This is a genomic window from Aurantiacibacter gilvus (genome assembly GCF_038289935.1).
In the GTDB taxonomy this organism is placed as follows: Bacteria; Pseudomonadota; Alphaproteobacteria; order Sphingomonadales; family Sphingomonadaceae; genus Alteraurantiacibacter; species Alteraurantiacibacter gilvus.
This window is the reverse complement of sequence record NZ_JBBYHV010000001.1, coordinates 1,863,504-1,885,066: the sequence shown is the minus strand read 5'-3', so window position 1 is coordinate 1,885,066 and position 21,563 is coordinate 1,863,504. Positions and strand designations below refer to the sequence as shown.

The following is a 21,563-nucleotide window of genomic DNA, read 5'->3' as shown; positions in this document are numbered from 1 at the left end:
GGAGAACACGACCATGCGCCTCTCGATCAGACACACGACGCGTTACCGTTTCGCGCAACCGGTTGCCCATGGCATCCAGCGCCTGCGGCTGACGCCCAAGGAGACCCAGGGCCAGAAGATCCTTGAATGGAACATGGACTTCGAAGGCGCCTACGAGCAACTGTCCTACGACGACCAGAACTTCAACCACGTCACCCTGGTGGCGGTGGAGGAGGGCACGCAGGAAGTCGTGGTTTCCTGCAACGGGATGGTCCACACCGAAGACAACCATGGGGTGATCGGCCATCACGCCGGTCACTTGCCCTTGTGGGCCTTCCTCGGCCAGACCCCGCTCACCAAGCCGGGACCCAAGATCAAGTCAATGATCGCCGAGGTCGAGCGCAGCGAGGATGGCATGGTCGGCACGCTGCACAACCTGTCTTCCGTAATCCGCGACCATGTCGCCTACGAAACCGGCAAGACCATCGTCACCACCACCGGCGAAGAAGCTGCCGTCGCCGGCCATGGCGTCTGCCAGGACCATGCGCACATCTTCATTGCTGCAGCACGCAGCCTCGATATCCCGGCGCGCTACGTCTCGGGCTACCTGATGATGAACGACCGCATCGATCAGGAAGCTACCCACGCCTGGGCAGAGGCTTTCGTGCAGGGACTCGGGTGGGTCGGGTTCGACATCTCCAACGGCATCAGCCCCGATCCGCGTTACGTGCGCGTGGCCACCGGCCGCGATTATACGGATGCCGCGCCGATTACGGGGATAAGTTTCGGCTCCGCAACCGAAGACCTGACGGTAGATCTTGCAGTCGAGCAGCAGATGGAAGAACAGCAGCAGCAGTGATGTGTTCGGAGTCTGCCCGCTCGCGCGGAGATAACAAGAAATGACCTATTGTGTTGGCCTGATGCTGGACAAGGGCCTTGTCCTGATGAGCGATACCCGCACCAATTCGGGCGTCGACAACATCTCCGTGTTCCGCAAGATGGTCAGCTGGTCGGTGCCGGGGGAGCGTATCATCACGCTGATGACGGCGGGCAACCTTGCCACCACGCAGTCTGTGATCAGCCGACTCGAAGAACGCAGCAAGGCACCGGAAGACCGGCAGAACTCGCTGATGGAACTGTCCACCATGTTCCAGGTCGCCTGCGAAGTGGGCAGGTTGCTGCGCGAGACCATTGCCGAAACGCAGGAAGACAACGGACCCAAGGGCAGCGGCCGGTTCACTGCCTCGATCATCCTTGCCGGACAGATCAAGGGCATGGAGCCGCGCCTGTTCATGATCTACCCCGAAGGCAATTTCATCGAAGCCAGCTTCGACACGCCCTTCTTCCAGATCGGCGAGACCAAGTACGGCCGCCCGATCCTGATCCGCGGCTACGACCGCGACATGAGCTTCGAAGACGCGGTGAAGTTGCTGATGGTCAGTTTCGACTCGACGCTGAAGGCCAATCTCTCGGTTGGCTTGCCGCTGGACCTGCTGGTGCTGGAGCGGGACCGGTTCTCGCCCAGTCACGAGCGGCGGATCGAAGTCACCGATCCCTATTTCACGGAAATTTCTTCGAGCTGGAGCGATGCCTTGCGCAGCGCTTTCCAATCGCTGCCCGATTACAGTTTTGACCAGGTAGGTAGTTCCACCTAGCTGGGCCAAAGGGCGAGGCAGGAAATTGTCCCCATGGCCGACGGGCCAACCCGTTGTTCTATCGAGAAAGCTCCATTTTGGACATGGCCTGTCCCTAGGTAAAACTAGCCTTTCGTTCTACATCAATCGCTTATAAGTGGTATTCCGGACTAATACGGAGTGTTTCGGCATGGGATTTCGCGCAGAATCCCGGTTATGGAACCACGCATTTCCATCCATGTCATCGGCGGCAACAGCCGCTCGCGCGCAGAGCAGTCGCGCATGATCCTGGCGATGGGGCACCATGCGGAAGTCTATGCCGACCTCGTCGAACTGGTCGATTGTCCCCCGCGCTCCGGCGTGATCATTGCGAGCGACGACGTGCTGGAAGACGGGATCGCAAACCTGCTGGAAGAGCTGGCCGATGCCGGTATCTGGTTGCCGCTGGTGGCTGCCAAGGCTGACCCCAGCGTCGAGGAAGTGGTTGCGGTTATCCAGGCCGGGGCGCTTGATTTCCTGCGACTGCCGCTGGAAGAAGACGAATTGCTGCGCATGATCAGGCACGTGCACAGCGATGCCGGCCGTCATGCCGAGGCGCGTCGCCGCTTGATCGACGCGCGCCGCCGTATCGGCGCCCTGTCCAAGCGTGAGCGCGAGGTGCTCGACTGGCTCAGCGAGGGGTGCTCGAACAAGGCGATTGCCCGCAATCTCGAAATCAGCCCGCGCACCGTCGAAATCCACCGCGCCAACATGATGGGCAAGCTGGGCGCCCGCCATGCCGCTGACGCCGTGCGCCTGCGGCTGGAAGCTGGATGGGACGATTACCGGCCTGATGACGAGGCGCCGCAAATGCCGGCCACGCGCCGCGCCCCTTACTGACCGGGCCGATCAACCCTCAGCGGCAATAGGAATTGCCGTCGATCACCCCTTCGAGATGGAAGTGATCGCGGTGGGCTGCGTTGTAGTCCGGCCCCAGCACCGTATCGAACCGGCGACAGGCGCTGCGCTGCACGACGCGCAGGAACTCGCGTTCCCGGGAATTGCCATTCCAGCCGTCGGATACGCTGATGCGGGTGCCGTCTTCCAGCACGAAACCGGCGATGTCGATGGCATCCGCGCTGGCGTGAGCCGAACGACGGCTCGATCCCGCGACGTTGCGACAGGCATAGCTGCCCATCGTCTGGATCGTGGCCACGCGCTGGCCGAAGATCTGTTGCGCAGCGCGGTCAACGCCGAAGCGCGCCCAGGCCGCGAAGGCCGTGCTGACCGGGCAGGTGACGGGGCCAAGGTTGCGCAGCTCCAGCGATCCGTTGTCGCTCGACAGCGCATGCATCTGTACCGTGCCAAGGGTGCTGCACCCCTGGTCGAAATAGCGATCGGGCAGGGCCTCGAACCGCGCGCCGGCCTGGCCCAGCTGCGCTAGGCACTGGTTGTCGGCATTGTTGCGGACCATGGGCAGCTGGTTGTTCGAACGCACGGCCGGAGCGCCCGCGGTCGAGCGGTTGCCGGAAGTGGTTGACGAATTGCTTGCAGCGGGCTGGCCGCCGGAGGCTTGCGGCACTAGCGTACAGGCCGACAGGGCAAGCGTTGCAAGTGATAGCAGGACTGCACGTTTCATGGTTATTCCCATGCCCCGTCCGTGGTTAATTCCCTGCGCCCAGACATGGTTAACGCACCGGCGACGGATATGAAACCCATGACCATCCGGTCATCCCTGCGGTTACACAAGAAACCGCAATTTCGTTTGACTCTATCTGCGCGGAAACTAGTGGCCGCTGCGGGCCACGCGGTCCCAACGCCGCGCGAGCTCTCTGTAAGGAGAGAATACAAATGACTGCTATGCCGACGCTCCGTCCGGAGCGCCCTTTCTTTTCATCCGGTCCCACATGCAAGCCTCCGGGCTGGTCGGTCGACAAGCTTGACCTCAAGTCGCTTGGTCGCTCGCACCGCAGCAAATATGCCAAGGGCCGGCTGAAATACGCCATCGACCTGACCCGCGAACTGCTGGGCGTGCCGGACGATTACCTCGTCGGCATCATGCCCGGCTCCGACACTGGCGCGCTCGAATGCGCCATGTGGACCATGCTTGGCGCGCGCCCCGCGACCGTCGCCGCATGGGAAAGCTTCGGCAACGTGTGGATCCAGGATGCAGTCAAGCAGCTCAAGCTGAAGGACCTGCAGGTCCTCGACGCGGGCTACGGCGAAATCCCCGATCTCAGCCAGGTGCCGCAAGAGAACGACGTTGTATTCACCTGGAACGGCACCACCTCGGGCGCCAAGATCCCCAACACCGACTGGCTGGCGGCGGATCGCACGGGTGTGACCATCAACGATGCCACCAGCGCCATTTTCGCCATGGAGATGGACTGGGCCAAGCTCGATGCCACCACCTATTCGTGGCAGAAGGTGCTGGGCGGCGAAGCGCAGCACGGCATGCTGATCCTCAGCCCCAAGGCCGTGGAGCGCATCGAAAGCTACGATCCCGAATGGCCGCTGCCCAAGCTCTTCCGCCTCAAGAAGGGTGACAAGATCAACAAGGGCATCTTCGAGGGCGCGACGATCAACACGCCCTCGATGCTGGCAACCGAAGACTACATCGCCGCTCTCGAGTGGGTGAAGTCGATCGGTGGCCGCCAGGCCATGTTCGCCCGTGCCGATGCCAACGCCAAGATCGTCAAGGACTGGATCGAGGCCACCCCGTGGCTGCGCAACATGGTCGACGATCCGGCCAAGCAGACCAACACCGGCGTGTGCATGTGCTTCCAGGGTGACTGGATCGACAGCCTCTCGGCGGAAGACGCGGCTGCCGTGCCGAAGAAGATCGCCGGCAAGCTCGAAGAGATGGACATCGGTTACGATTTCAACGGCTACCGTGATGCGCCGCCGTCGCTGCGCATCTGGTGTGGTGGTTCGCTGGAAAGCGAAGACATCGCCCGCCTGCTGCCGTGGATCGAATGGGCTTACGAAGAGCTCAAGGCCGGCAACCTCTGATTTCGGCGTTGTCCCGGGCCTGACCCGGGACCGCTTTCCCCCTTTTGCTGGCCCATTGAGGCCATGCGTCCCGGCGTGTTCCGGGACGACGGAGACATAAAATGACCAAGCCCAAAGTCCTCATTTCCGACAAGATGGACGCCAACGCCGCCCGCATCTTCAAGGAGCGCGGCTGCGACGTCGACGTCATCACCGGCAAGACGCCGGAAGAACTGAAGGAAATCATCGGCCAGTACGATGGCCTTGCCATCCGTTCGTCGACCAAGGTGACTGCCGAGATCCTCGAAGCGGCCACCAACCTGAAGGTGATCGGCCGCGCCGGCATCGGTGTCGACAACGTCGATATACCGTCTGCCAGCGCGCGCGGCGTGGTGGTGATGAACACGCCGTTCGGCAATTCGATCACGACTGCCGAACACGCCATCGCCATGATCATGGCGCTCGCCCGCCAGATTCCCGAGGCCAATGCCCGCACCCAGGCCGGTGAATGGCCGAAGAGCGCCTTCATGGGCGTGGAAGTCACCGGCAAGACGCTGGGCCTGATCGGTGCCGGCAACATCGGTTCGATCGTCGCCAGCCGCGCGCTGGGCCTGAAGATGAAGGTCGCTGCCTACGATCCCTTCCTCACGCCGGAACGCGCCGTCGAACTGGGCGTGGAAAAGGTGGACCTCGGCGCCCTGCTGGAGCGCGCCGATTTCATCAGCCTGCATACCCCGCTGACCGACGAGACCCGCAACATCCTCAGCCGCGAGCGGATGGAGCAGTGCAAGAAGGGCGTCCGCATCGTCAACTGTGCCCGCGGCGGCCTGGTCGACGAGGCCGCGCTGAAGGACCTGCTCGATTCGGGTCACGTGGCCGGTGCCGCGCTCGACGTGTTTGCCAAGGAGCCGCCGGCTCCCGACCACCCGCTGTTCGGCACGCAGAACTTCATCTGCACCCCGCACCTCGGTGCCTCGACCACCGAAGCGCAGGTCAACGTGGCGCTGCAGGTGGCCGAGCAGATGGCCGACTACCTCGTCAACGGCGGCGTCACCAACGCGCTCAACATGCCGAGCCTCTCGGCCGAGGAAGCCCCGAAGCTGAAGCCCTACATGGCGCTGGCCGAAAACCTCGGCTCACTGGTGGGCCAGCTGGCACATGGCGAACTGCCCAAGATCTCCATCGAGACCGAAGGCGCCGCCGCCCAGCTCAACCAGAAGCCGATTGTCGGCGCGGTGCTGGCGGGCCTGATGAAGCGCTATTCTTCCAGTGTGAACATGGTCAACGCGCCCTATCTCGCCAAGGAACGCGGCATGGAAATCCGCGAGATCCGCAACGATCGCGGCGGCATCTACCACACGCTGATCCGCGTGACGGTGGAGACCAGCCAGGGCCGCCGTTCGGTGGCCGGTACGCTGTTCTCCAACGGCGCTCCGCGGCTGGTGGAAATGTTCGGCATCTCGATCGAGGCCGACCTCGCCGGGCACATGCTCTACATCGCCAACCGCGACATGCCGGGCTTCATCGGTTCGGTCGGCCAGATCCTGGGCGAAGCGGGCATCAACATCGGCACCTTCCACCTGGGCCGGCGCGAACAGGGCGGCGACGCCATCCTGTTGCTCTCGGTCGACAACAAGGTGCCGCAGGAGTTGCTCGACAAGATCTGCAAGGTGCCCAACGTCCAGCGCGTCTGGCCGTTGCACTTCTGAGGCAAGCACTATCCCTTCGCGTCTTTCACTGAAGGCGCGAAGGGGTTAGGGGCCTTCGCATGACCGATCCCACGCAGGACCTCTTGCCCGAAGGGCTGGAAGATCGCCTGCCGCAAAGCGCGGCAGCAGCGACCCGTATCGAACGTGCCATGCTCGAAGTGATGGGTGCGCACGGTTACGACCGCGTGCGCCCGCCGTTGATCGAGTTCGAACGCTCGATGGCCAAGACCATTTCGGGCCGCATGGACGGGCTGATGACGCGGCACATGTTCCGCTTCGTCGATCCTTCCAGCCTGCGGACGCTGGCCCTGCGCAACGACATGACTGTGCAGGTCGGCCGCATCGCCGCCACCGGCCTTGCCGGTGCCGCGAGGCCGCTGCGGCTGTGCTACGCCGGGCAGGTGGCGCGCATCCGGGGCAGCAAGCTCGAACCGCGCCGCGAAGACCTGCAGGTGGGCGCCGAACTGATCGGCAGCGATACCGTGGCCGCCGCCAGCGAGATCGTGGAACTGGCCATTGCTGCGCTGGAAGCGGCGGGTGCGACGGGGATCTCGGTCGACTTCACCCTGCCGGACCTCGTCGACACGCTGGCGGACGGCCCGCTGCCGCTGGGTGCCGAAGCGCGTGACCGCGTGCGGCGCGAGCTGGACATGAAGGACGCTGGCGGCCTCGTGGACGCAGGCGGGGAGGCTTACCTGCCGCTGATCCACGCGACCGGCGACTTCGACCAGTCGATTGCCCGGCTGGAAGCGCTCGATGGATCTGGGGTGCTCGACAGCCGCATCGCCGGCCTGCGCGAAATCGCCGCCCGCGTGGGCGACCGCGCCCGGCTGACGCTCGACCCTTCGGAACGCCACGGCTTCGAATACCAGTCGTGGTTCGGCTTCACTCTCTACGCTGACGACGTGCGGGGCGCGCTTGGGCGCGGCGGTACCTATTGCATCGGTGGCAGCGACGAGCCCGCCACCGGCTTCTCGCTCTATCCGGAAAACCTCGTCGAGGCGGTGAAGGCGGACGAGAGGCTGGGCGACAAGCTGTTCCTGCCGCTGGGCCACGACCGCTCGGCTGCAGCCAGGCTGCGCGCTGATGGCTGGCGCACTGTCGCCGCGCTTTCCGATACCGACGACGCTGCCGCGCTCGGCTGCTCGCACCTGCTCGAAGGTGACGCGGCCAAGCCGCTCTGATCAGCGGAATATCCGTGCCAGCCAAGCATCGACCACCGGCGTTGCCGGGTAGTCGGGATCGCCCAGACGCACGTTGATCTGGCGGTGGCCGCGCAAGCCGCGCCCGCGGAATTCCTGCACCACGGCAGGCGTTCCTGCAGCGCGCAGGGCGGCGCCCAGCGCCTCGCTCTGTGTGCGCCCGTCGCGGCGCTGGACGTGCAGGATCAGGAAATCGGGCGCGTTCGGCGCGGCTGCGTGCAGCGCGGGTGACAGCGCGCGTTGGCGGGCAGGCTCGGTGCCGAAGGCATCGCGGTAGCGGCCCTGCATCAGCCGTCCGCCGTCATCCATCTGCTGCGCCACGTCATAGGCGGCGCCGTCCAGCGGCAGTACGCCGCGCAGGTCCGCGAAGGAAAGGCCCACGGCACGCAGGTACTGCGGATCGGTGCCCACCAGCGCCACGAGGTGCGCGCCTGCCGAATGGCCGGTCAACGCGACCCTGTCGGCATCGAAGCCGAGGCGGCCTGCGTTGCGCTTGAGGTAGGCGAGGGCGCTCGCCACGTCGCCGGCCTGCTCTTCGACAGTGGCATCGGGCACCAGCCGGTAGTTCACCGAAGCGACCGCGTAGCCGAGCGACTGCCAGTGCTCGAGCTTGGCAGACCCCTCCATCATGCGCATGTCACCGCGCGACCATCCCCCGCCATGGACGAAGACCACCAGCGGCGCGTCGTCATCCGCGCCCGGCCAGTAAAGCAGGCCCTGCAAACGGTCCTCGCCATAGGACACGCGCTGCATGGCGGCGGTGCGGTCTTGTGCCAATGCTGGTGACACGGCCACGGCAAGGGCGAAGAGCAAGGCGAGCGAGAAAACCAGTCGGACTATCAGGTTGCGGGCGATCTGCATGGCGGGTCTCCAATCGCCATCCTTTTCCGCCTGATTTGAAGGGCAAGGCCAGTCTCGAATTGCCGCAATTTGTCGCAGGATCGGTGCGCGTTTAATCGGCCAGCAAGCCGTGCAGGGCAGCGTTGTGCTAGACCACCCAACTGATCGCATAGGCAATGCCGGCGGAGATGGGCAGCGTCGCCACCCACGACAGCAGCACGTTGCGTACCACCTGGCCGTGCAACGTGCCTGCGGCGCCGCCGGTACCGATGATCGAACCGACCGAGACGTGCGTGGTCGAAACCGGCATGCCCAGCCGGCTGGCGAACAGCACCAGCGCGGCGGTGATGAGGTTGGCGGATACGCCCTGGCCGGTGTCGAGCCGGTTGATCCGGTGGCTCATCGTCTCTGCCACGCGCCGCGACAACAGCCAGCCGCCGGCACCCATTGCGACCGTAACCACCAGTGCCGATCCCGTGCCGCTGACCAGTTGCGAGGCGAGCAGCAGGGCGGCCAGCTTGGGGGTGTCATTCACCCCGCGGGCAAAGCAGATGACGCTGGCCGAAAGCAGGTGAACGCCGTCCAGCGTGCGGGTGTGGGCGATCTCGGTAGTGGCAGCCGAACTCAGCGTCGGCATTCTTGCGTTGCGCTCTCGCGCGGCGCGCAGCAGCCGGTAGGCGGCATAGCCGAGACCAGCCGAGATGAAGGGACTGGAGAGCAGTGGCAGGACAAACCCAGTACCCAGGTTGGCCAAGTTGATCGGCGTCTCGCTCTGCGCCAGCCCGGCGCCCACCAGTCCGCCGACCAGGGCATGGGTGGTGGAGATGGGAAAGCCCAGCCGCGTGGCCAGCATTACCGTGGTCGCCGCCCCGCCGGCCACGGCCAGCGCGAAACCGGGAGTATTGGCCAGCTCGTCGCCCACCAGCCCCTTGCCGGAAAACTGCTGCAGCAGGCTTTCTGCGATCACCAGTGAGGCGATGCCGCCGAGTACCGTGGCACCTGTTGCCAGCACAAGCGCGCGGCGGAAGGACAGGGTCTCGCTGCCCCAGACCGTGGCGAAGCCCTTGAAGTTGTCGTTCGCGCCGTTGGAGAAAGCAAGAAAGGCAGCAGCAAACGCGAGCAGGGCGATGACGGTGATGGGATTTCCTCCAGAGGTTATCACTTCCGCTTCGCCTGCGGCTGGCAAAAGGTTACACGCACGGGGACCTTGGCCACCGTGCCAGTTGCCCTTTGCCCGCTCATTGCCTAGGGCGCGGCGGGTTTCTCTCGAAAAGGATTCTGCATTGGCCAACGTCACCGTGATCGGCGCCCAGTGGGGCGATGAAGGCAAGGGCAAGATCGTCGACTGGCTGGCGGCCCGTGCTGACGCGGTGGTGCGCTTCCAGGGCGGCCACAATGCCGGACATACGCTGGTCGTGGGTGACCAGACCTACAAGCTCAGCCTGCTTCCCAGCGGCATCGTCACGGGTACGCTCAGCCTGATCGGTAACGGCGTGGTGCTGGACCCCTGGGCGCTGCAAAGCGAGATCGCCAAGCTCGAATCGCAGGGCGTTTCGATCACGCCGGACAACTTCGGTATTGCCGACAACTGCCCGCTGATCCTGCCGATCCACCGCGACCTTGACGTGCTGCGCGAAACCGCCGCCGGCAAGGGCAAGATCGGGACCACGGGTCGCGGCATCGGCCCGGCCTACGAGGACAAGGTCGGCCGCCGCGCGATCCGCGTTTGTGACCTGGCTCACCTCGATGACCTGACCCCGCAGCTGGACCGGCTTTGCGCGCACCACGATGCCCTGCGCGCGGGCTTCAACGAACCACCGATCGACCGCGAACGGCTGATCAATGACCTGCGCGAGATCGCGCCCTTCGTGCAGCAGTTTGCCCAGCCGGTGTGGAAGCGCCTCAACGAAGTGAAGAAGTCAGGCGCGAAGATCCTGTTCGAAGGGGCGCAGGGCGTGCTGCTCGATGTCGACCACGGCACCTATCCCTTCGTCACCAGCTCCAACACCGTCAGCGGCACCGTGGCCAGCGGCTCCGGCCTCGGTCCGGGTGCGGCGGGCTTCGTGCTGGGGATCGTCAAGGCCTATACCACCCGCGTTGGTTCTGGTCCGTTCCCCACCGAGCTGGAAGACGAGGTCGGCCAGAAGCTGGGCGAGCGCGGCCACGAATTCGGCACGGTCACCTCGCGCAAGCGTCGCTGCGGCTGGTTCGACGCCGTGCTGGTGCGCCAGACCTGCGCGCTGTCGGGCGTCACCGGTATCGCGCTGACCAAGATCGACGTGCTCGACGGGTTCGACACGATCAGGATCTGCACCGGCTACAAGCTGGGCGACAGGGTGCTCGATTACCTGCCTTCGAGCGCGCAGGAGCAGGCTGCGGTCGAACCGATCTACGAAGAGTTCGAAGGCTGGGAAGGCACCACCGTCGGTGCTCGTTCGTGGGCGGACCTGCCCGCGCAGGCGATCAAGTACATCCGCCGCATCGAGGAACTGATCGAGTGTCCCGTGGCCTCGGTATCGACCAGCCCCGAGCGTGACGACACCATCCTGGTGCGCGATCCGTTTGCCGACTGAGGCAGGCCGTCAGTCCTTTTCTGCCAGCATGGCGACCTGCACCTGCAGCCGCTTCACTTCGCGCAGCACGGTAAACATGTTCATGCGGCTGAACAGCCAATGCTTGAGGAAGCCGATGCCGGTGATCAACGCCACCGAGCCAGCCGCCCACAGGATCGTCGCGCGCAGGTCCTCGGCATGGAAAGCCTGCCAGGCGGCGTAGAACATCACCAGGGACATCAGGAAGGTGATGACGAAGACCAGCTTCGCCCACCCTCCCAATGGCCCGCCCAGGCTGTCACCCAGCTGGCGGAACAGTCCGCGATCTTCGAGGCTGTCGAGGAAGGCGCGATCGTCTTCGTCCAATGCGCTGCGGATACGGTCGTCAATGTCAGTCATGGCACTTCTCCTTTGAATGGGGCGAGCGCGGCCTTCAGTTTCTGCCGCGCGTGGAACAGGCGGGACTTGGCGGTGCCGATGGGTACGCCTTGCACCTGGGCGATCTCGGCCAGGGTCAGGCCTTCGACAAAGAACAGGTGTGCGGCCAGCCGCTGGTCTGGTGGCAAGCCGGCAAAAGCCTGCTTTATGGCAATGGCGTCGTCCGGCCTTCCAGCCGATCCACCCGCCGCTTCCGCGCCCTCGTCAAAGACCGCGCGCCTGCGCTGCACCTTGCGGATGGCATCGACGCAGCGGCGACGCAGTACGCCGAAGGCGAAAGGGGCAAAGCTTGCCGGTTCGCGCAGTCTGGGCAAGCCGCGCAGGATCGACACCCAGGCTTCCTGCACCACCGACATGGCCAGTTCGCTATCGGCCAGCATCCGCCGCGCGGTGCGGAGCAGGCGCGGCTGAAATCTCCTTGCCAGTCGGTCAGCCGCCTCGCGGTCGCCACCAATGGCCAGCGTCACGAGGTACTCCTCGTAGAGCCCTGCGCTAGCTGGTGCCTTTCCCGTCATGAACCGTAAGTCGCGCCGGAAAGGCAAAAGGTTCAAGCACCAATGCGATAGCATGCCGAAATCTTGACGTGATCGCTATTTGTTCTACACCTGTTCTCATAGAATCAGGAGACTCGGAACATGGCGCAGGTCGATTTCGCATATGAAGTGGCAGCCGATGCTGCGGGCTTGCCGTTGGCCGTTTCGATCTTTGCCGACGATGCGGACGTGCGTGGCTCCATGCAGGAGGATGTCGTGGCCGCAGGCTTTTCCACCCTTGAGTGCGGCGGGCTGGCTTGGCTGGCCGATGGCGCGGCGTGTCCACTGGGCGAACTGGTGCTGGTCGACTGTCCGCAGCCCGACGGGGCAGGGCTCGCAGCGCTGATCCGGCTCGATTCCCGCGTTGCCCACGCCGGGGCACGAATGATCGTGGCGACTTCGATTGACGGGCTGGAAGATGTCTTTGCCGCCTGCACCGAATCGCGTCCGCAGATCCTGGTCGATCCGCTCCGTGCCGAACGGGTAATCGCCATCGGGCGGATGCTCGCCGAACTGCCAAGCCTGCGCCTGCGCGAACTGACGGAGACGGACCGGCTGGCCCTGCTGCGGCTTACCGAACAGGTCGGCAAGCTGGCCGAGCGGCTCGACGGGATCGACCGGAACGGCTGGGGCAAGAATGCCGCTGGCAGCGCCTTCCGTTTCGAGAGCCCTGTCGACACCTACCGCGCCGGTGGGCACGAGGCGGAACTGCTGCGCAAGCCGCGTCCGCCGCTTCCATCAGCGCGGCTGGTGCGCAAGATCATCGCTGCCCGCAAGGCACGGGCAAAGTTCCTCGATATGGGCCTCTTCGCCGATCCCGCCTGGGACATGCTGCTGGACCTGACGGCAGCGCGGGTGGAGCACCAGCGGGTGTCGGTGACCTCGCTGTGTATCGCCTCGGGTGTGCCACCCACGACGGCGCTGCGCTGGATCGGGCAGCTGACCGAGGCTGGCCTGTTCGAACGGGTGGAGGACGACACCGACCGTCGCCGCGCCTTCATCCGCCTCACCGACAAGGCGGCGGACGCCATGGCCCGCTATTTTGCCGAGCTGGGGCAGGACGCTGCTGCCCTCGTCTGACCGCTAGCGGAAGATGCTTTCCTGGTAGCGCTGGTTCTCGTCCGCGAACATCTGGCGGATGAATTCGCCGTCGGATGGCTCTTCGGCCAGCGTGTCCGGATCCCACTGGTGGCGGTAGGCGGCAAAGTAGTCGCCATCGTAGATGTGGATGCCGCCGGTGAAGCGCAGCAGCGGATTGGTGACCGAATGGATCGCGTCGGCGGGCAGGGCCGCGACATCGCCTTCGAACAGGCAATTGACGTCGTGGGCCTCGATCGAGCCCTCCTCCGAGCGCCGCCAGAGGATATTGTCCTCGCGCCCTGTGTAGATGCCGATCAGCGCTTCCATCATGTGATCGTGCGGCAGCAGGTTCATCCGCGGCGTCCAGTGCGCGGTGAAGATCGTCAGAGTGGGGGACTGCAGGAACACGTCCATCGCCGCCCCGGTGGGCTGGCCCAGTGCATCCAGCACCGCGCGATGATCGCTCACGGCGCGTTGCAGCACCTCTCGCACTGCCGGCATTCCTCCGTCGCCGCGCGCCGCGACGCAATCGGCAACGAACTGTTCGCGATCAAACCTGTGGGCTGCGGTGGACATGGCTGGCCTTCCGATCAGTGTTGCCGAGAGCACGGCTCCCGCTCCGCCGATCATGACTGACCGCCGCGAGGGATGGGTGGATGGTTGCATCTCTGGCAAGATGCGGATGCAGTAGCATGAATGGCTGCGCCTGTCGCGAAGCCAATCCGTCGCGGTCAGCGGCGGCTGAAGGCAGCCTGCACCAGGGCGGGATCGGTCACGCCATTGGCGATCAGCACTTGCAGCAGGATCCTTGCCTTGGCCGGACCCAGTGCGCGGGCGGCGACAAAGCCGTTGGCCTCGTCTTCCGGATCGCGGTCGACGAGTCCCTCGTCAACGCGGGTAGCTCGCACCACCAGCACGCCCTTGCTCGCCGCATCGGCAAGCGCCTTGCGCACGGTATCGGGCGCATTGCCGTCGCCCATGCCGGCGAGCACGATGCCGCGCGCGCCGGCTTCCACCAGCCGCGTCACGCTGTCCGCGCCCATTCCGGCATAGGCATGCAGGATCGGCACCTCGGCGAAGTCGTCCGGGAAGGCGTAACGCGCCGGTTCGTCGAGCCGCCACGGCGGCTGCAACCAGTCGAGCGAGGCGGGCGTGGCCAGGGCCACGGCCCCGCGCGGGAAGCCCTCGAAGGCGTTGGAGCCGGTCGTGCGCGCCTTGCGGGCATCGCGCGCAGCCAGCACCTGGTCGCCCATCACCAGCAGCACGCCGCGACCGGCGGCATCGGGATCGCTCGCCACCACCACGGCATTGGCAAAGTTGCGCAGGCCGTCGCTGCCCACGGCATCGGCAGCCCGCATGGCGCCCACCAGCACAACCGGCTTGGTCGTCGGCAGGGTCAGGTCGAGCAGGAAGGCGGTCTCTTCCGCCGTGTCGGTACCGTGGGTGATGATCACCGCGTCGCAGGTGGGATCGGTAATCGCCGCCAGCGCGCCTTCGTGCAGCTGCCGCCAGATGTCGGGGCCAATGTTCGCCGAATCGATATTCGCGACCTGGTCTCCGGTCAGGTGCGCGGCGACGCCCAGTTCCGCCAGCGCGGCAAGGAAGGTGGCGATATCGATCTGCCCGGGGCGATAGTCGCGCCGGGTGGCCGAGCCCGCCTGTCCGGCAATCGTGCCGCCGGTGGCGAGGACCTTGATCGAAGCATGGCTCATTGCGAGCCGATAGCCGCCTATGCCCCGCTTATCCAGCCATGACGGCGCGGGCTGGCGCGCGGGTGCCAACCGCGCTAGCCTTGGCAGACCAATCGGGAATTGGGGGGCTCATGCAGGAAGACAGCGCGAAAGAGGTCCGGCTGTTCGTCAGCCACCACTCGAGCACCTACGACACCGCCATGCAGGTGGAGGAACTGCTCGCCCGCCGCGGTGTCACTTGCTGGATCGCCCCGCGTGACGTCGAGCCCGGCGAACCCTTCGACAAGGCCATCAGCAATGCCATCCACGGAAGTGCGGCGATCTTGCTGCTATTCTGCGAACAGTCCGACCGCAGCCGCCACGTGAAGCGCGAACTGATCCTGGCCGACACGGCCGCGCGGCCGATCATCCCCCTGCGCCTTGAAGCGATCAATCCGGGCGAGCTAGCTTACCATCTTGCCGATTCGCAGTGGATCGACTGGATCGACCGGCGCGAGGCGGTAATGGACCGCGTGGCCAACCAGGCGCGGCAATATGCCGCCGTGGTGCCGGCCATCGACGGTCCGATCCCGCAGTCGCATCGTCCGGTTGCAGAGGCTGGGGGCGGCAAGCCGAAGCCCTGGGCATGGATCGCGGCGGCGCTGGCGGCGCTCGTGGCGGTTGTTGCCGTTACGTGGATCGTGGCGACGCAGGGCGGGGACGAGGACACTACCGAACTGGCGGCAGAGTCGGCCGAGGAAGTCACGCCTGAACCGGATACGGTCTCGGGGGAACCCGAGGAACTGGCCGAGGCTGAACCCGGCCCGACACCCACAACCGCGCCCACCTCTGCGCCGATCCGGCAGGTCACGGTTGCCCCGCAGCCGTCGCCAACCCCCACGCAAGCACCGGCAGCCGCCGGCCCGCTGCAACGCGTGGTCGACGCCTGCCGCGGTGCGGCCACCGATACCGAGTACCTTATCTGTGCCGATCCCACGCTCGGCTCCCGTGCCCGAGAGATCGGCACCTTGATCGGCCAGGTCCGCGAAGCACTGGCAGGGGACGAGACGGCCCTGCGCGCGTTCAACTCCGAACAGCGCGCATGGTTCAACGCGATGAAGGCCAATTGCCATGACGCCGCCTGCGTAACGCAGCGGCAGACGAGCCGGATGGCGGCCCTGCGGGCGATACTGGCGCGGTAGTGGAGGTTGCGGGATTGGCGAAGGCCGTGCCCGTCGCTTCATTCGGGAGTTGTCACGCGAACCGGTCCCCCGGACTGGTTCGCCTAGTGAAGACTGGTGGGCGATGACAGGCTCGAACTGCCGACCCTCTCGGTGTAAACGAGATGCTCTACCAACTGAGCTAATCGCCCCAACAGCGTGGGTTTCACTGTATAGGCCGCGCGCATTAGCGGAAGGTTGACGGGGGTCAAGGGGGATCATGCGCAGGCTCGACATTGCGATCGCCGGATGCGGGATTGCCGGGCTGGCCGCGGCGCTGTTGCTGCACCGGCAGGGGCACGCTGTCACGCTCTACGAACGCTTCGAGGCGCCGCAACCGGTCGGCTCGGGGTTGATGATCCAGCCGACCGGGCTGGCCGTGCTGGCTCAGCTGGGGCTGGCAGAGGAGGTCGTGGCCGCCGGCGCGCAGGTCGATGCCCTGCTGGGCCTCAACACCGAAGGCGAAAGGGTGCTGGAGGCGAGCTATGCCGACCTGTCCATGCCGCAAGCCTTCGGCCTCGGCATTCACCGCGCCAGCCTGTTCGGTGCGCTCTACGATGCGGTGCAGGCTGAAGGGATCGCGATCCATACCGGCCACGCGGCCGCCGGGAGCGACCTGCACGGCGAGGGCCGCCGAATTGTCTTTGCCGACGGTTCGCAATCGCCGGTCTACGACCTCGTGATCGACGCCGCCGGACTGGGGTCCACGCTGGTGCCCAAGCCAGCCGAGTGGCTGCCGTTCGGCGCGCTTTGGGCGACGATCGACTGGCCCGCAGGGGGACCGTTCGACCGGCGCCTGCTCGAACAGCGCTATGCCCGCGCCGAACAGATGGCGGGCCTGTTGCCACTGGGCGAGGGCAAGGCGGCTTTCTTCTGGTCGCTCAAGGGCGCGGATCACGAAGGCTGGCAGGAAAGCGGCATGGCAGCCTGGCGCACCAGGGTTTGCCAGCTATGGCCAGCCTGCGAAGTCGCGGTAGGGCAATTGCAGGAGCAGGAGCAGCTGACTTTTGCCCGCTATGCTCACCGCACCACGCGCAATCCTGTCGGCGAGCGGATCGTCCACCTCGGTGATGCCTGGCACGCAGCGAGCCCGCAACTGGGGCAGGGGGCTAACATGGCGCTGCTCGATGCTTGGGCGCTCTCGCCGGCGCTGGGCGGTTCCGACTCGCTGCAAACCGCGCTCGCACAGTTCCTCCACCTGCGCCGGGACCATGTGTGGCTCTACCAGTGGCTGACCTGGGCCTTCACCCCGCCGTTCCAGTCCGACTCGATCTGGCCCGCGGTGTTCCGCGATCATGTCATGGCACCGGGATCGCGCCTCGGGCCGTTCCGGCGTTTGAAGGCCGCGACCCTTTCCGGCCTGCTGGGATCGCCGCTCGCTCGGCTGGGACTGGCCGCGCCGGACTACCCGGCGCTGGCGGCGAGTGCCTCGTCGATCCGCGCGCGGGCTTCCTCGCTCGCCCAGTCGTAGTCGCCGATCACGCGCCAGACCTCCACGCCTTCCGCGTCGTAGAAGACGGTAAGCGGCAGGCCCGGGCCGCCGCCGAAGGCTTCGGACAGGGCAAAGTCGGGATCGATCCACTGCGGCAGGTTGGACAGGTCGTGCTCGGCAAAGAACCGGGTCACGATTTCCGCGCCGCGGCCATCCTCGTTGACGGTGATGACGTTGAGGCGGCCTTCGTAATCCACCGCCAGTTCGTCCAGCAGCGGCATTTCCACCACGCAGGGTGCGCACCAGGTGGCCCAGAGGTTGAGCAGCACCGGCTCGCCAATCTCGGCCAACGCCAGTTCCGCACCTTCGGGATCGATCAGCGTGACTGCCGGAATCTCCGTCCCGCTGAAGATCGGGTCGGGCTCGCCCACCAGTACGGCAGTTTCACTTGCCCCATCGACAGCGTCGCTTTCTTGCGCCACTTGCCCGCCATCTCTATCGCAGCCCGCGAGAGACAATGCCGCAAGCGCGGCGAAGCTGGACAGGACAAGGCGAGCTTTGGGCAAGGACAACTCCTCCAACGCAATGTGGGGCGGCAGGTTCGCTGAAGGACCTAGTGCCATCATGCGCGAAATCAACGCCTCGATTCCCTTCGACAAGGCGCTGTGGCGACAGGACATTGCCGCCAGCAAGGCGCATGTGGCCATGCTGGCGGCCTGCGACATCGTCACCGATGCCGACGCCGAGACGATCATCGACGGGCTGGAGACCATCGCCGGCGAATACGAAGCCAATGGCGTGCCCGAGGACTGGGACCTCGAAGACATCCACATGACCACCGAGGCGCGGCTGGCCGAACTGGTCGGCCCCGCTGCCGGACGCCTGCACACCGCGCGCAGCCGCAACGACCAGGTGGCAACCGATTTCCGCCTGTGGGTGCGCGATGCCATGGACCAGGCGCTGGCAGGCCTCGCCGCCCTGCAACGCGCGCTGGTGACGCGGGCAGGCGAACATGCCGAATCGATCATGCCCGGCTTCACCCACCTGCAGACCGCGCAGCCGGTGACCATGGGCCACCACCTGATGGCCTATTACGAGATGGCCGCGCGCGACGTGTCGCGCTTCAGCGATGCACGCCGCCGCCTGAACCAGTGCCCGCTCGGCTCGGCCGCGCTGGCCGGCACCGGCTTTCCCATCGACCGCGAGATGACCGCGCAGGCGCTGGGCTTTGCCAAGCCGACCGACAACAGCCTCGATGCCGTCAGCGACCGCGACTTCGCGCTCGACTACCTGCAGGCCGCCGCGCAGTGCAGCCTGCACCTGTCGCGGCTGGCGGAGGAAATGGTGATCTGGGCCAGCCAGCCCTTCGGCTTCGTGCGCATGCCCGACACGTTGTCGACCGGCAGCTCCATCATGCCGCAGAAGAAGAACCCCGACGCCGCCGAACTGGTGCGCGGCCATGCTGGCCGTATCGTCGGTTGCCTTACCAGCCTGATGGTGACGATGAAGGGCCTGCCGCTCGCCTATTCGAAGGACATGCAGGACGACAAGCCGCCGGTGTTCGAAGCTGCCAGCCTGCTCAACCTGTCGATCGCTGCCATGACCGGTATGGTCGACGGCGCGACCTTCAGGACGGACCGGATGCGGCAGGCGGCTGAGCTGGGCTATGCCACGGCCACCGACCTGGCCGACTGGCTGGTGCGGCAGGCGGACATTCCCTTCCGCGAAGCACACCACATCACCGGCGCCGCCGTGAAGCTGGCTGAGGGCAAGGGCGTGGCGCTGGAGGCGCTGACGCTCGACGAACTCCAGGCCATCGACAGCCGCATCGACGAGCGGGTCTATTCCGCGCTATCTGTCGAGGCATCGGTCGCCGCGCGCGCGTCGCACGGCGGCACGGCACCTGCCGAAGTCCGCAAGCGCGTGGCCGAGGCGCGCCAGCATTTGGGGATGGACCAGTGAAGCGCCTTGCCATCATCACCGCACTCGCCCTGACGCTCGCCGCCTGCGGACAGCGGGCGCAATTGCGGCCCGAAGCCGGTGCGGAACTGCCGCCACCGCCCTATGGCGCGAGCGAGCCGCTCGACGCCGACGAATTGCTCGAGCTTGATCCGCAAGCCGCGCCCGAACGTTCCGTCGAACTGCGCCGCGAGAGCGAAGAGCGCGAAGACGATCCCTTCGACCTGCCACCGGAAGCCTAAGTGGACCATTTCACCTACAAGAACGGCGAGCTTTACGCCGAGGACGTGCCCCTTTCGCGCATTGCGGACGAGGTCGGTACGCCTGTCTATGTCTATTCCCGCGCCACGCTGGAACGTCACGCGCGCGTCTTCCGCGAAGGCCTGGCGCCGGTAGCCCAAGCCACGAGGCGTGAGCCGCTGGTGGCTTTCGCCGTCAAATCCAACCCCAACCTCGCCGTGCTGCGCGTGCTCAGCCGCGCGGGTTGCGGGGCGGACGTGGTCTCGGGCGGTGAGCTGGTGCGCGCCATGACCGCTGGAGTGCCGGCGGACAAGATCGTCTTCTCGGGCGTGGGCAAGACCCGCGCCGAGTTGCAACTGGGCCTCGACAGGCAGATCGGCCAGTTCAACATTGAAAGTTCGGAAGAAGGCCGCGAACTGGCCGAGTTGGCGGCGAGCCAGGGGCGGGTTGCCCAGGCGACCCTGCGCATCAACCCCGACGTCGACGCCAAGACCCACGAGAAGATCTCCACCGGCCGCGCCGAGAACAAGTTCGGCATCCCGCTGGTTCGCGCACGCGAGGTGTTCGGCGAACTGGCCGCGCTGGAAGGACTCAACCTGCGCGGTGTCGCCGTGCATATCGGCAGCCAGCTGCTCGATCTTGAACCGCTGGAAACTGCCTTTGCCAAGGTCGGCCAGTTGGTGGCAGACCTGCGCGCAGACGGCCACACGATCACCCACGTCGATCTCGGCGGCGGGCTGGGCGTCACCTACAAGGACGGCGAAGTTCCGCCGACCCCCGCCGAATACGGCGCCATGGTCGCGCGCGCGACGGTGGGCTGGGACGTGCACCTCACTTTCGAGCCGGGCCGCGTGATCGCGGGCAATGCCGGTGTGCTGCTGACCCGCGTGGTACGCGTGAAGCGCGGCGGCAACGGCCCGCCCTTCGTGATTGTGGACGCGGCGATGAACGACCTGGCGCGTCCGGCAATGTACGGTGCCTGGCACGATTTCGATGCCGTGATGCCAACTGGCGAACGGATGGTGGCCAACATTGTCGGCCCCATCTGCGAGACCGGCGACACCTTTGCCACGGACCGAGAGGTTGACGCGCTGCAATCGGGCGAGCTGGCGGTGTTCCGCACCGCCGGTGCCTATGGCGCGACCATGGCCTCCAGCTACAACTCGCGCGGCTTCGTGCCCGAGGTGCTGGTCGACGGGGAGCAGTTCGCCGTGGTGGCAGACCGGATCCCGGCAGACGCGATCATGGACGCCGAGCGCGTACCCGACTTCCTGCTGGACGACTGATGCAGCAACTGCCGCTCTTCCACACCATTGCCGGACAGCCGGTACTGGTGCTGGGCGAGGGCGACATGGCCGAGCCCAAGCGCCGCCTGGTCGAACGCGCGGGCGGCCGCGTCATCACCGACATTCAGCAAGGCATCGACGAGGGCGCGCGGCTGGCCTTTGTGGCGCACGACGATGCCGCCATGTGCGAAAGCGACGCCATCCGCCTGCGCGGTGCAGGGCTGCTGGTGAACGTGGTCGACCGCCCGGACCTGTGCGAATTCACCACCCCCAGCGTACTCGACCGCGATCCAGTGCTTGTGGCCGTGGGAACCGGCGGAGCCTCGGCAGGGCTCGCCAAGCAGCTGCGACTGCGACTGGAACGCATGCTGCCCGCCGATCTTGGCCAACTGGCGAACAAGCTTTCGACTGCACGCGAGCTCTTGCGCGCGCGCTTCCCGGCCATGGCGGACCGCCGCCGCGCGCTGGATGCAGCGCTCGATGAAGGTGGGCCGCTGGACGTCATGGCCAGCGGCGGTGCGGGGCGCGTGGAAGGATGGCTCGCCAACCCCGAAGCGGCGGATGGTGACGCGGTCCACGAATTCACGCTCACCAGCCAGGACCCCGAGGACCTGACCATCCGGCAGGCACGGCTGCTCGGTTGCGCCGACGCGGTCATCGCCGATCCAGCCGTGTCTCCCGCGATACTCGACCGGGCGCGGGCCGACGCTGCGAGGCTGGTCCTGCCCTATGCCGGGGAACAACCCGGGGGACTGGTCGTTATCCTGCGAAGCGCTTGAAATTACAGTGATTACAATAATTTAACTTCGACCCCATGAA

The 21,563-nt window shown here is 65.9% G+C and carries 22 protein-coding genes and 1 tRNA gene; 14 read left to right on the top strand and 9 right to left on the bottom strand.

What is annotated here, in order from left to right:
* Window positions 1-13 precede the first annotated feature (13 nt).
* The 3 genes from AAEO60_RS09400 (at window position 14) to AAEO60_RS09390 (ending at window position 2,492) form a co-directional block, all read left to right on the top strand.
* Window positions 14-838 carry a transglutaminase family protein gene (locus AAEO60_RS09400; RefSeq protein ID WP_341673395.1) on the top strand — a complete coding sequence of 275 codons (825 nt, stop codon included), beginning with the start codon at window positions 14-16 and terminating at the stop codon, window positions 836-838.
* A gap of 40 nt (window positions 839-878) precedes the next feature.
* On the top strand, window positions 879-1,634 hold the full coding sequence (locus AAEO60_RS09395; protein ID WP_341673394.1) for a proteasome-type protease: 756 nt from the start codon (window positions 879-881) through the stop codon (window positions 1,632-1,634).
* 195 nt (window positions 1,635-1,829) lie between these two features.
* A complete protein-coding gene (locus AAEO60_RS09390) occupies window positions 1,830-2,492 on the top strand; it encodes a response regulator transcription factor (RefSeq protein WP_341673393.1) in 663 nt (220 codons plus the stop codon).
* A 16-nt stretch (window positions 2,493-2,508) separates the two neighbouring features.
* Here AAEO60_RS09390 and AAEO60_RS09385 read toward each other — a convergent pair whose 3' ends face one another.
* Window positions 2,509-3,231 (bottom strand): extensin family protein, encoded by a 723-nt coding sequence (locus AAEO60_RS09385; protein ID WP_341673392.1) that lies wholly within the window; start codon window positions 3,229-3,231, stop codon window positions 2,509-2,511.
* 212 nt (window positions 3,232-3,443) lie between these two features.
* On the opposite strand from AAEO60_RS09385, the gene AAEO60_RS09380 reads away from it, so the two are divergent.
* The 3 genes from AAEO60_RS09380 to AAEO60_RS09370 all read left to right on the top strand — a co-directional run bounded on the left by AAEO60_RS09380 (window position 3,444) and on the right by AAEO60_RS09370 (window position 7,476).
* Window positions 3,444-4,604, top strand: a complete 1,161-nt coding sequence (locus AAEO60_RS09380) for a phosphoserine transaminase (RefSeq protein WP_341673391.1) — start codon at window positions 3,444-3,446, stop codon at window positions 4,602-4,604.
* A gap of 101 nt (window positions 4,605-4,705) precedes the next feature.
* A complete protein-coding gene (serA, locus tag AAEO60_RS09375) occupies window positions 4,706-6,292 on the top strand; it encodes a phosphoglycerate dehydrogenase (protein ID WP_341673390.1) in 1,587 nt (528 codons plus the stop codon).
* A 59-nt stretch (window positions 6,293-6,351) separates the two neighbouring features.
* The gene (locus AAEO60_RS09370) at window positions 6,352-7,476 is read left to right on the top strand and encodes an ATP phosphoribosyltransferase regulatory subunit (RefSeq protein ID WP_341673389.1); all 1,125 of its coding nucleotides are present in this window, start codon (window positions 6,352-6,354) and stop codon (window positions 7,474-7,476) included.
* On the opposite strand, the gene AAEO60_RS09365 is transcribed toward AAEO60_RS09370, so the two are convergent.
* Both AAEO60_RS09365 and AAEO60_RS09360 read right to left on the bottom strand, forming a co-directional pair.
* Entirely contained in the window at window positions 7,477-8,355 is an 879-nt protein-coding gene (locus tag AAEO60_RS09365) for an alpha/beta hydrolase fold domain-containing protein (RefSeq protein ID WP_341673388.1), read from the bottom strand.
* A gap of 127 nt (window positions 8,356-8,482) precedes the next feature.
* The gene (locus tag AAEO60_RS09360; protein ID WP_341673387.1) at window positions 8,483-9,496 is read right to left on the bottom strand and encodes an inorganic phosphate transporter; all 1,014 of its coding nucleotides are present in this window, start codon (window positions 9,494-9,496) and stop codon (window positions 8,483-8,485) included.
* Window positions 9,497-9,617: 121 nt separating this feature from the next.
* Between AAEO60_RS09360 and AAEO60_RS09355 the strand changes: the two genes are divergently transcribed.
* Complete coding sequence (locus AAEO60_RS09355) at window positions 9,618-10,907, top strand: adenylosuccinate synthase (RefSeq protein ID WP_341673386.1); 1,290 nt, start codon at window positions 9,618-9,620, stop codon at window positions 10,905-10,907.
* A 9-nt stretch (window positions 10,908-10,916) separates the two neighbouring features.
* Here AAEO60_RS09355 and AAEO60_RS09350 read toward each other — a convergent pair whose 3' ends face one another.
* Both AAEO60_RS09350 and AAEO60_RS09345 read right to left on the bottom strand, forming a co-directional pair.
* Window positions 10,917-11,285 carry a DUF6768 family protein gene (locus AAEO60_RS09350; protein WP_341673385.1) on the bottom strand — a complete coding sequence of 123 codons (369 nt, stop codon included), beginning with the start codon at window positions 11,283-11,285 and terminating at the stop codon, window positions 10,917-10,919.
* Complete coding sequence (locus AAEO60_RS09345) at window positions 11,282-11,839, bottom strand: RNA polymerase sigma factor (RefSeq protein WP_341673384.1); 558 nt, start codon at window positions 11,837-11,839, stop codon at window positions 11,282-11,284. Before AAEO60_RS09345 ends, AAEO60_RS09350 begins: the two co-directional genes overlap by 4 nt.
* A 120-nt stretch (window positions 11,840-11,959) precedes the next feature.
* On the opposite strand from AAEO60_RS09345, the gene AAEO60_RS09340 reads away from it, so the two are divergent.
* Window positions 11,960-12,937: a winged helix DNA-binding protein gene (locus tag AAEO60_RS09340; RefSeq protein ID WP_341673383.1), complete on the top strand. Its 978-nt coding sequence runs from the start codon at window positions 11,960-11,962 to the stop codon at window positions 12,935-12,937.
* A 3-nt stretch (window positions 12,938-12,940) separates the two neighbouring features.
* On the opposite strand, the gene AAEO60_RS09335 is transcribed toward AAEO60_RS09340, so the two are convergent.
* Window positions 12,941-13,513, bottom strand: a complete 573-nt coding sequence (locus tag AAEO60_RS09335) for a hypothetical protein (protein WP_341673382.1) — start codon at window positions 13,511-13,513, stop codon at window positions 12,941-12,943.
* Between the two features lie 155 nt (window positions 13,514-13,668).
* Complete coding sequence (locus tag AAEO60_RS09330) at window positions 13,669-14,649, bottom strand: asparaginase (protein WP_341673381.1); 981 nt, start codon at window positions 14,647-14,649, stop codon at window positions 13,669-13,671.
* A 110-nt stretch (window positions 14,650-14,759) separates the two neighbouring features.
* Between AAEO60_RS09330 and AAEO60_RS09325 the strand changes: the two genes are divergently transcribed.
* A complete protein-coding gene (locus AAEO60_RS09325) occupies window positions 14,760-15,809 on the top strand; it encodes a TIR domain-containing protein (RefSeq protein ID WP_341673380.1) in 1,050 nt (349 codons plus the stop codon).
* Between the two features lie 94 nt (window positions 15,810-15,903).
* Here AAEO60_RS09325 and AAEO60_RS09320 read toward each other — a convergent pair.
* Window positions 15,904-15,979 (bottom strand) — tRNA-Val (locus tag AAEO60_RS09320).
* A 68-nt stretch (window positions 15,980-16,047) separates the two neighbouring features.
* On the opposite strand from AAEO60_RS09320, the gene AAEO60_RS09315 reads away from it, so the two are divergent.
* A complete protein-coding gene (locus tag AAEO60_RS09315; protein WP_341673379.1) occupies window positions 16,048-17,298 on the top strand; it encodes an FAD-dependent oxidoreductase in 1,251 nt (416 codons plus the stop codon).
* On the opposite strand, the gene AAEO60_RS09310 is transcribed toward AAEO60_RS09315, so the two are convergent.
* Entirely contained in the window at window positions 17,232-17,825 is a 594-nt protein-coding gene (locus AAEO60_RS09310) for a TlpA family protein disulfide reductase (RefSeq protein WP_341673378.1), read from the bottom strand. The genes AAEO60_RS09315 and AAEO60_RS09310 overlap by 67 nt on opposite strands.
* Before the next feature lie 19 nt (window positions 17,826-17,844).
* On the opposite strand from AAEO60_RS09310, the gene argH reads away from it, so the two are divergent.
* The 4 genes from argH to AAEO60_RS09290 are packed head-to-tail and all read left to right on the top strand — an operon-like array spanning window position 17,845 to window position 21,523.
* Entirely contained in the window at window positions 17,845-19,221 is a 1,377-nt protein-coding gene (gene argH, locus AAEO60_RS09305; protein WP_341673566.1) for an argininosuccinate lyase, read from the top strand.
* Entirely contained in the window at window positions 19,218-19,460 is a 243-nt protein-coding gene (locus AAEO60_RS09300) for a hypothetical protein (RefSeq protein WP_341673377.1), read from the top strand. The genes argH and AAEO60_RS09300 overlap by 4 nt, the downstream gene beginning before the upstream one ends.
* On the top strand, window positions 19,461-20,744 hold the full coding sequence (gene lysA, locus AAEO60_RS09295; RefSeq protein ID WP_341673376.1) for a diaminopimelate decarboxylase: 1,284 nt from the start codon (window positions 19,461-19,463) through the stop codon (window positions 20,742-20,744). It abuts the gene before it with no gap.
* Window positions 20,744-21,523, top strand: a complete 780-nt coding sequence (locus AAEO60_RS09290; protein WP_341673375.1) for a precorrin-2 dehydrogenase/sirohydrochlorin ferrochelatase family protein — start codon at window positions 20,744-20,746, stop codon at window positions 21,521-21,523. Before lysA ends, AAEO60_RS09290 begins: the two co-directional genes overlap by 1 nt.
* The last annotated feature ends 40 nt before the right edge of the window (window positions 21,524-21,563 follow it).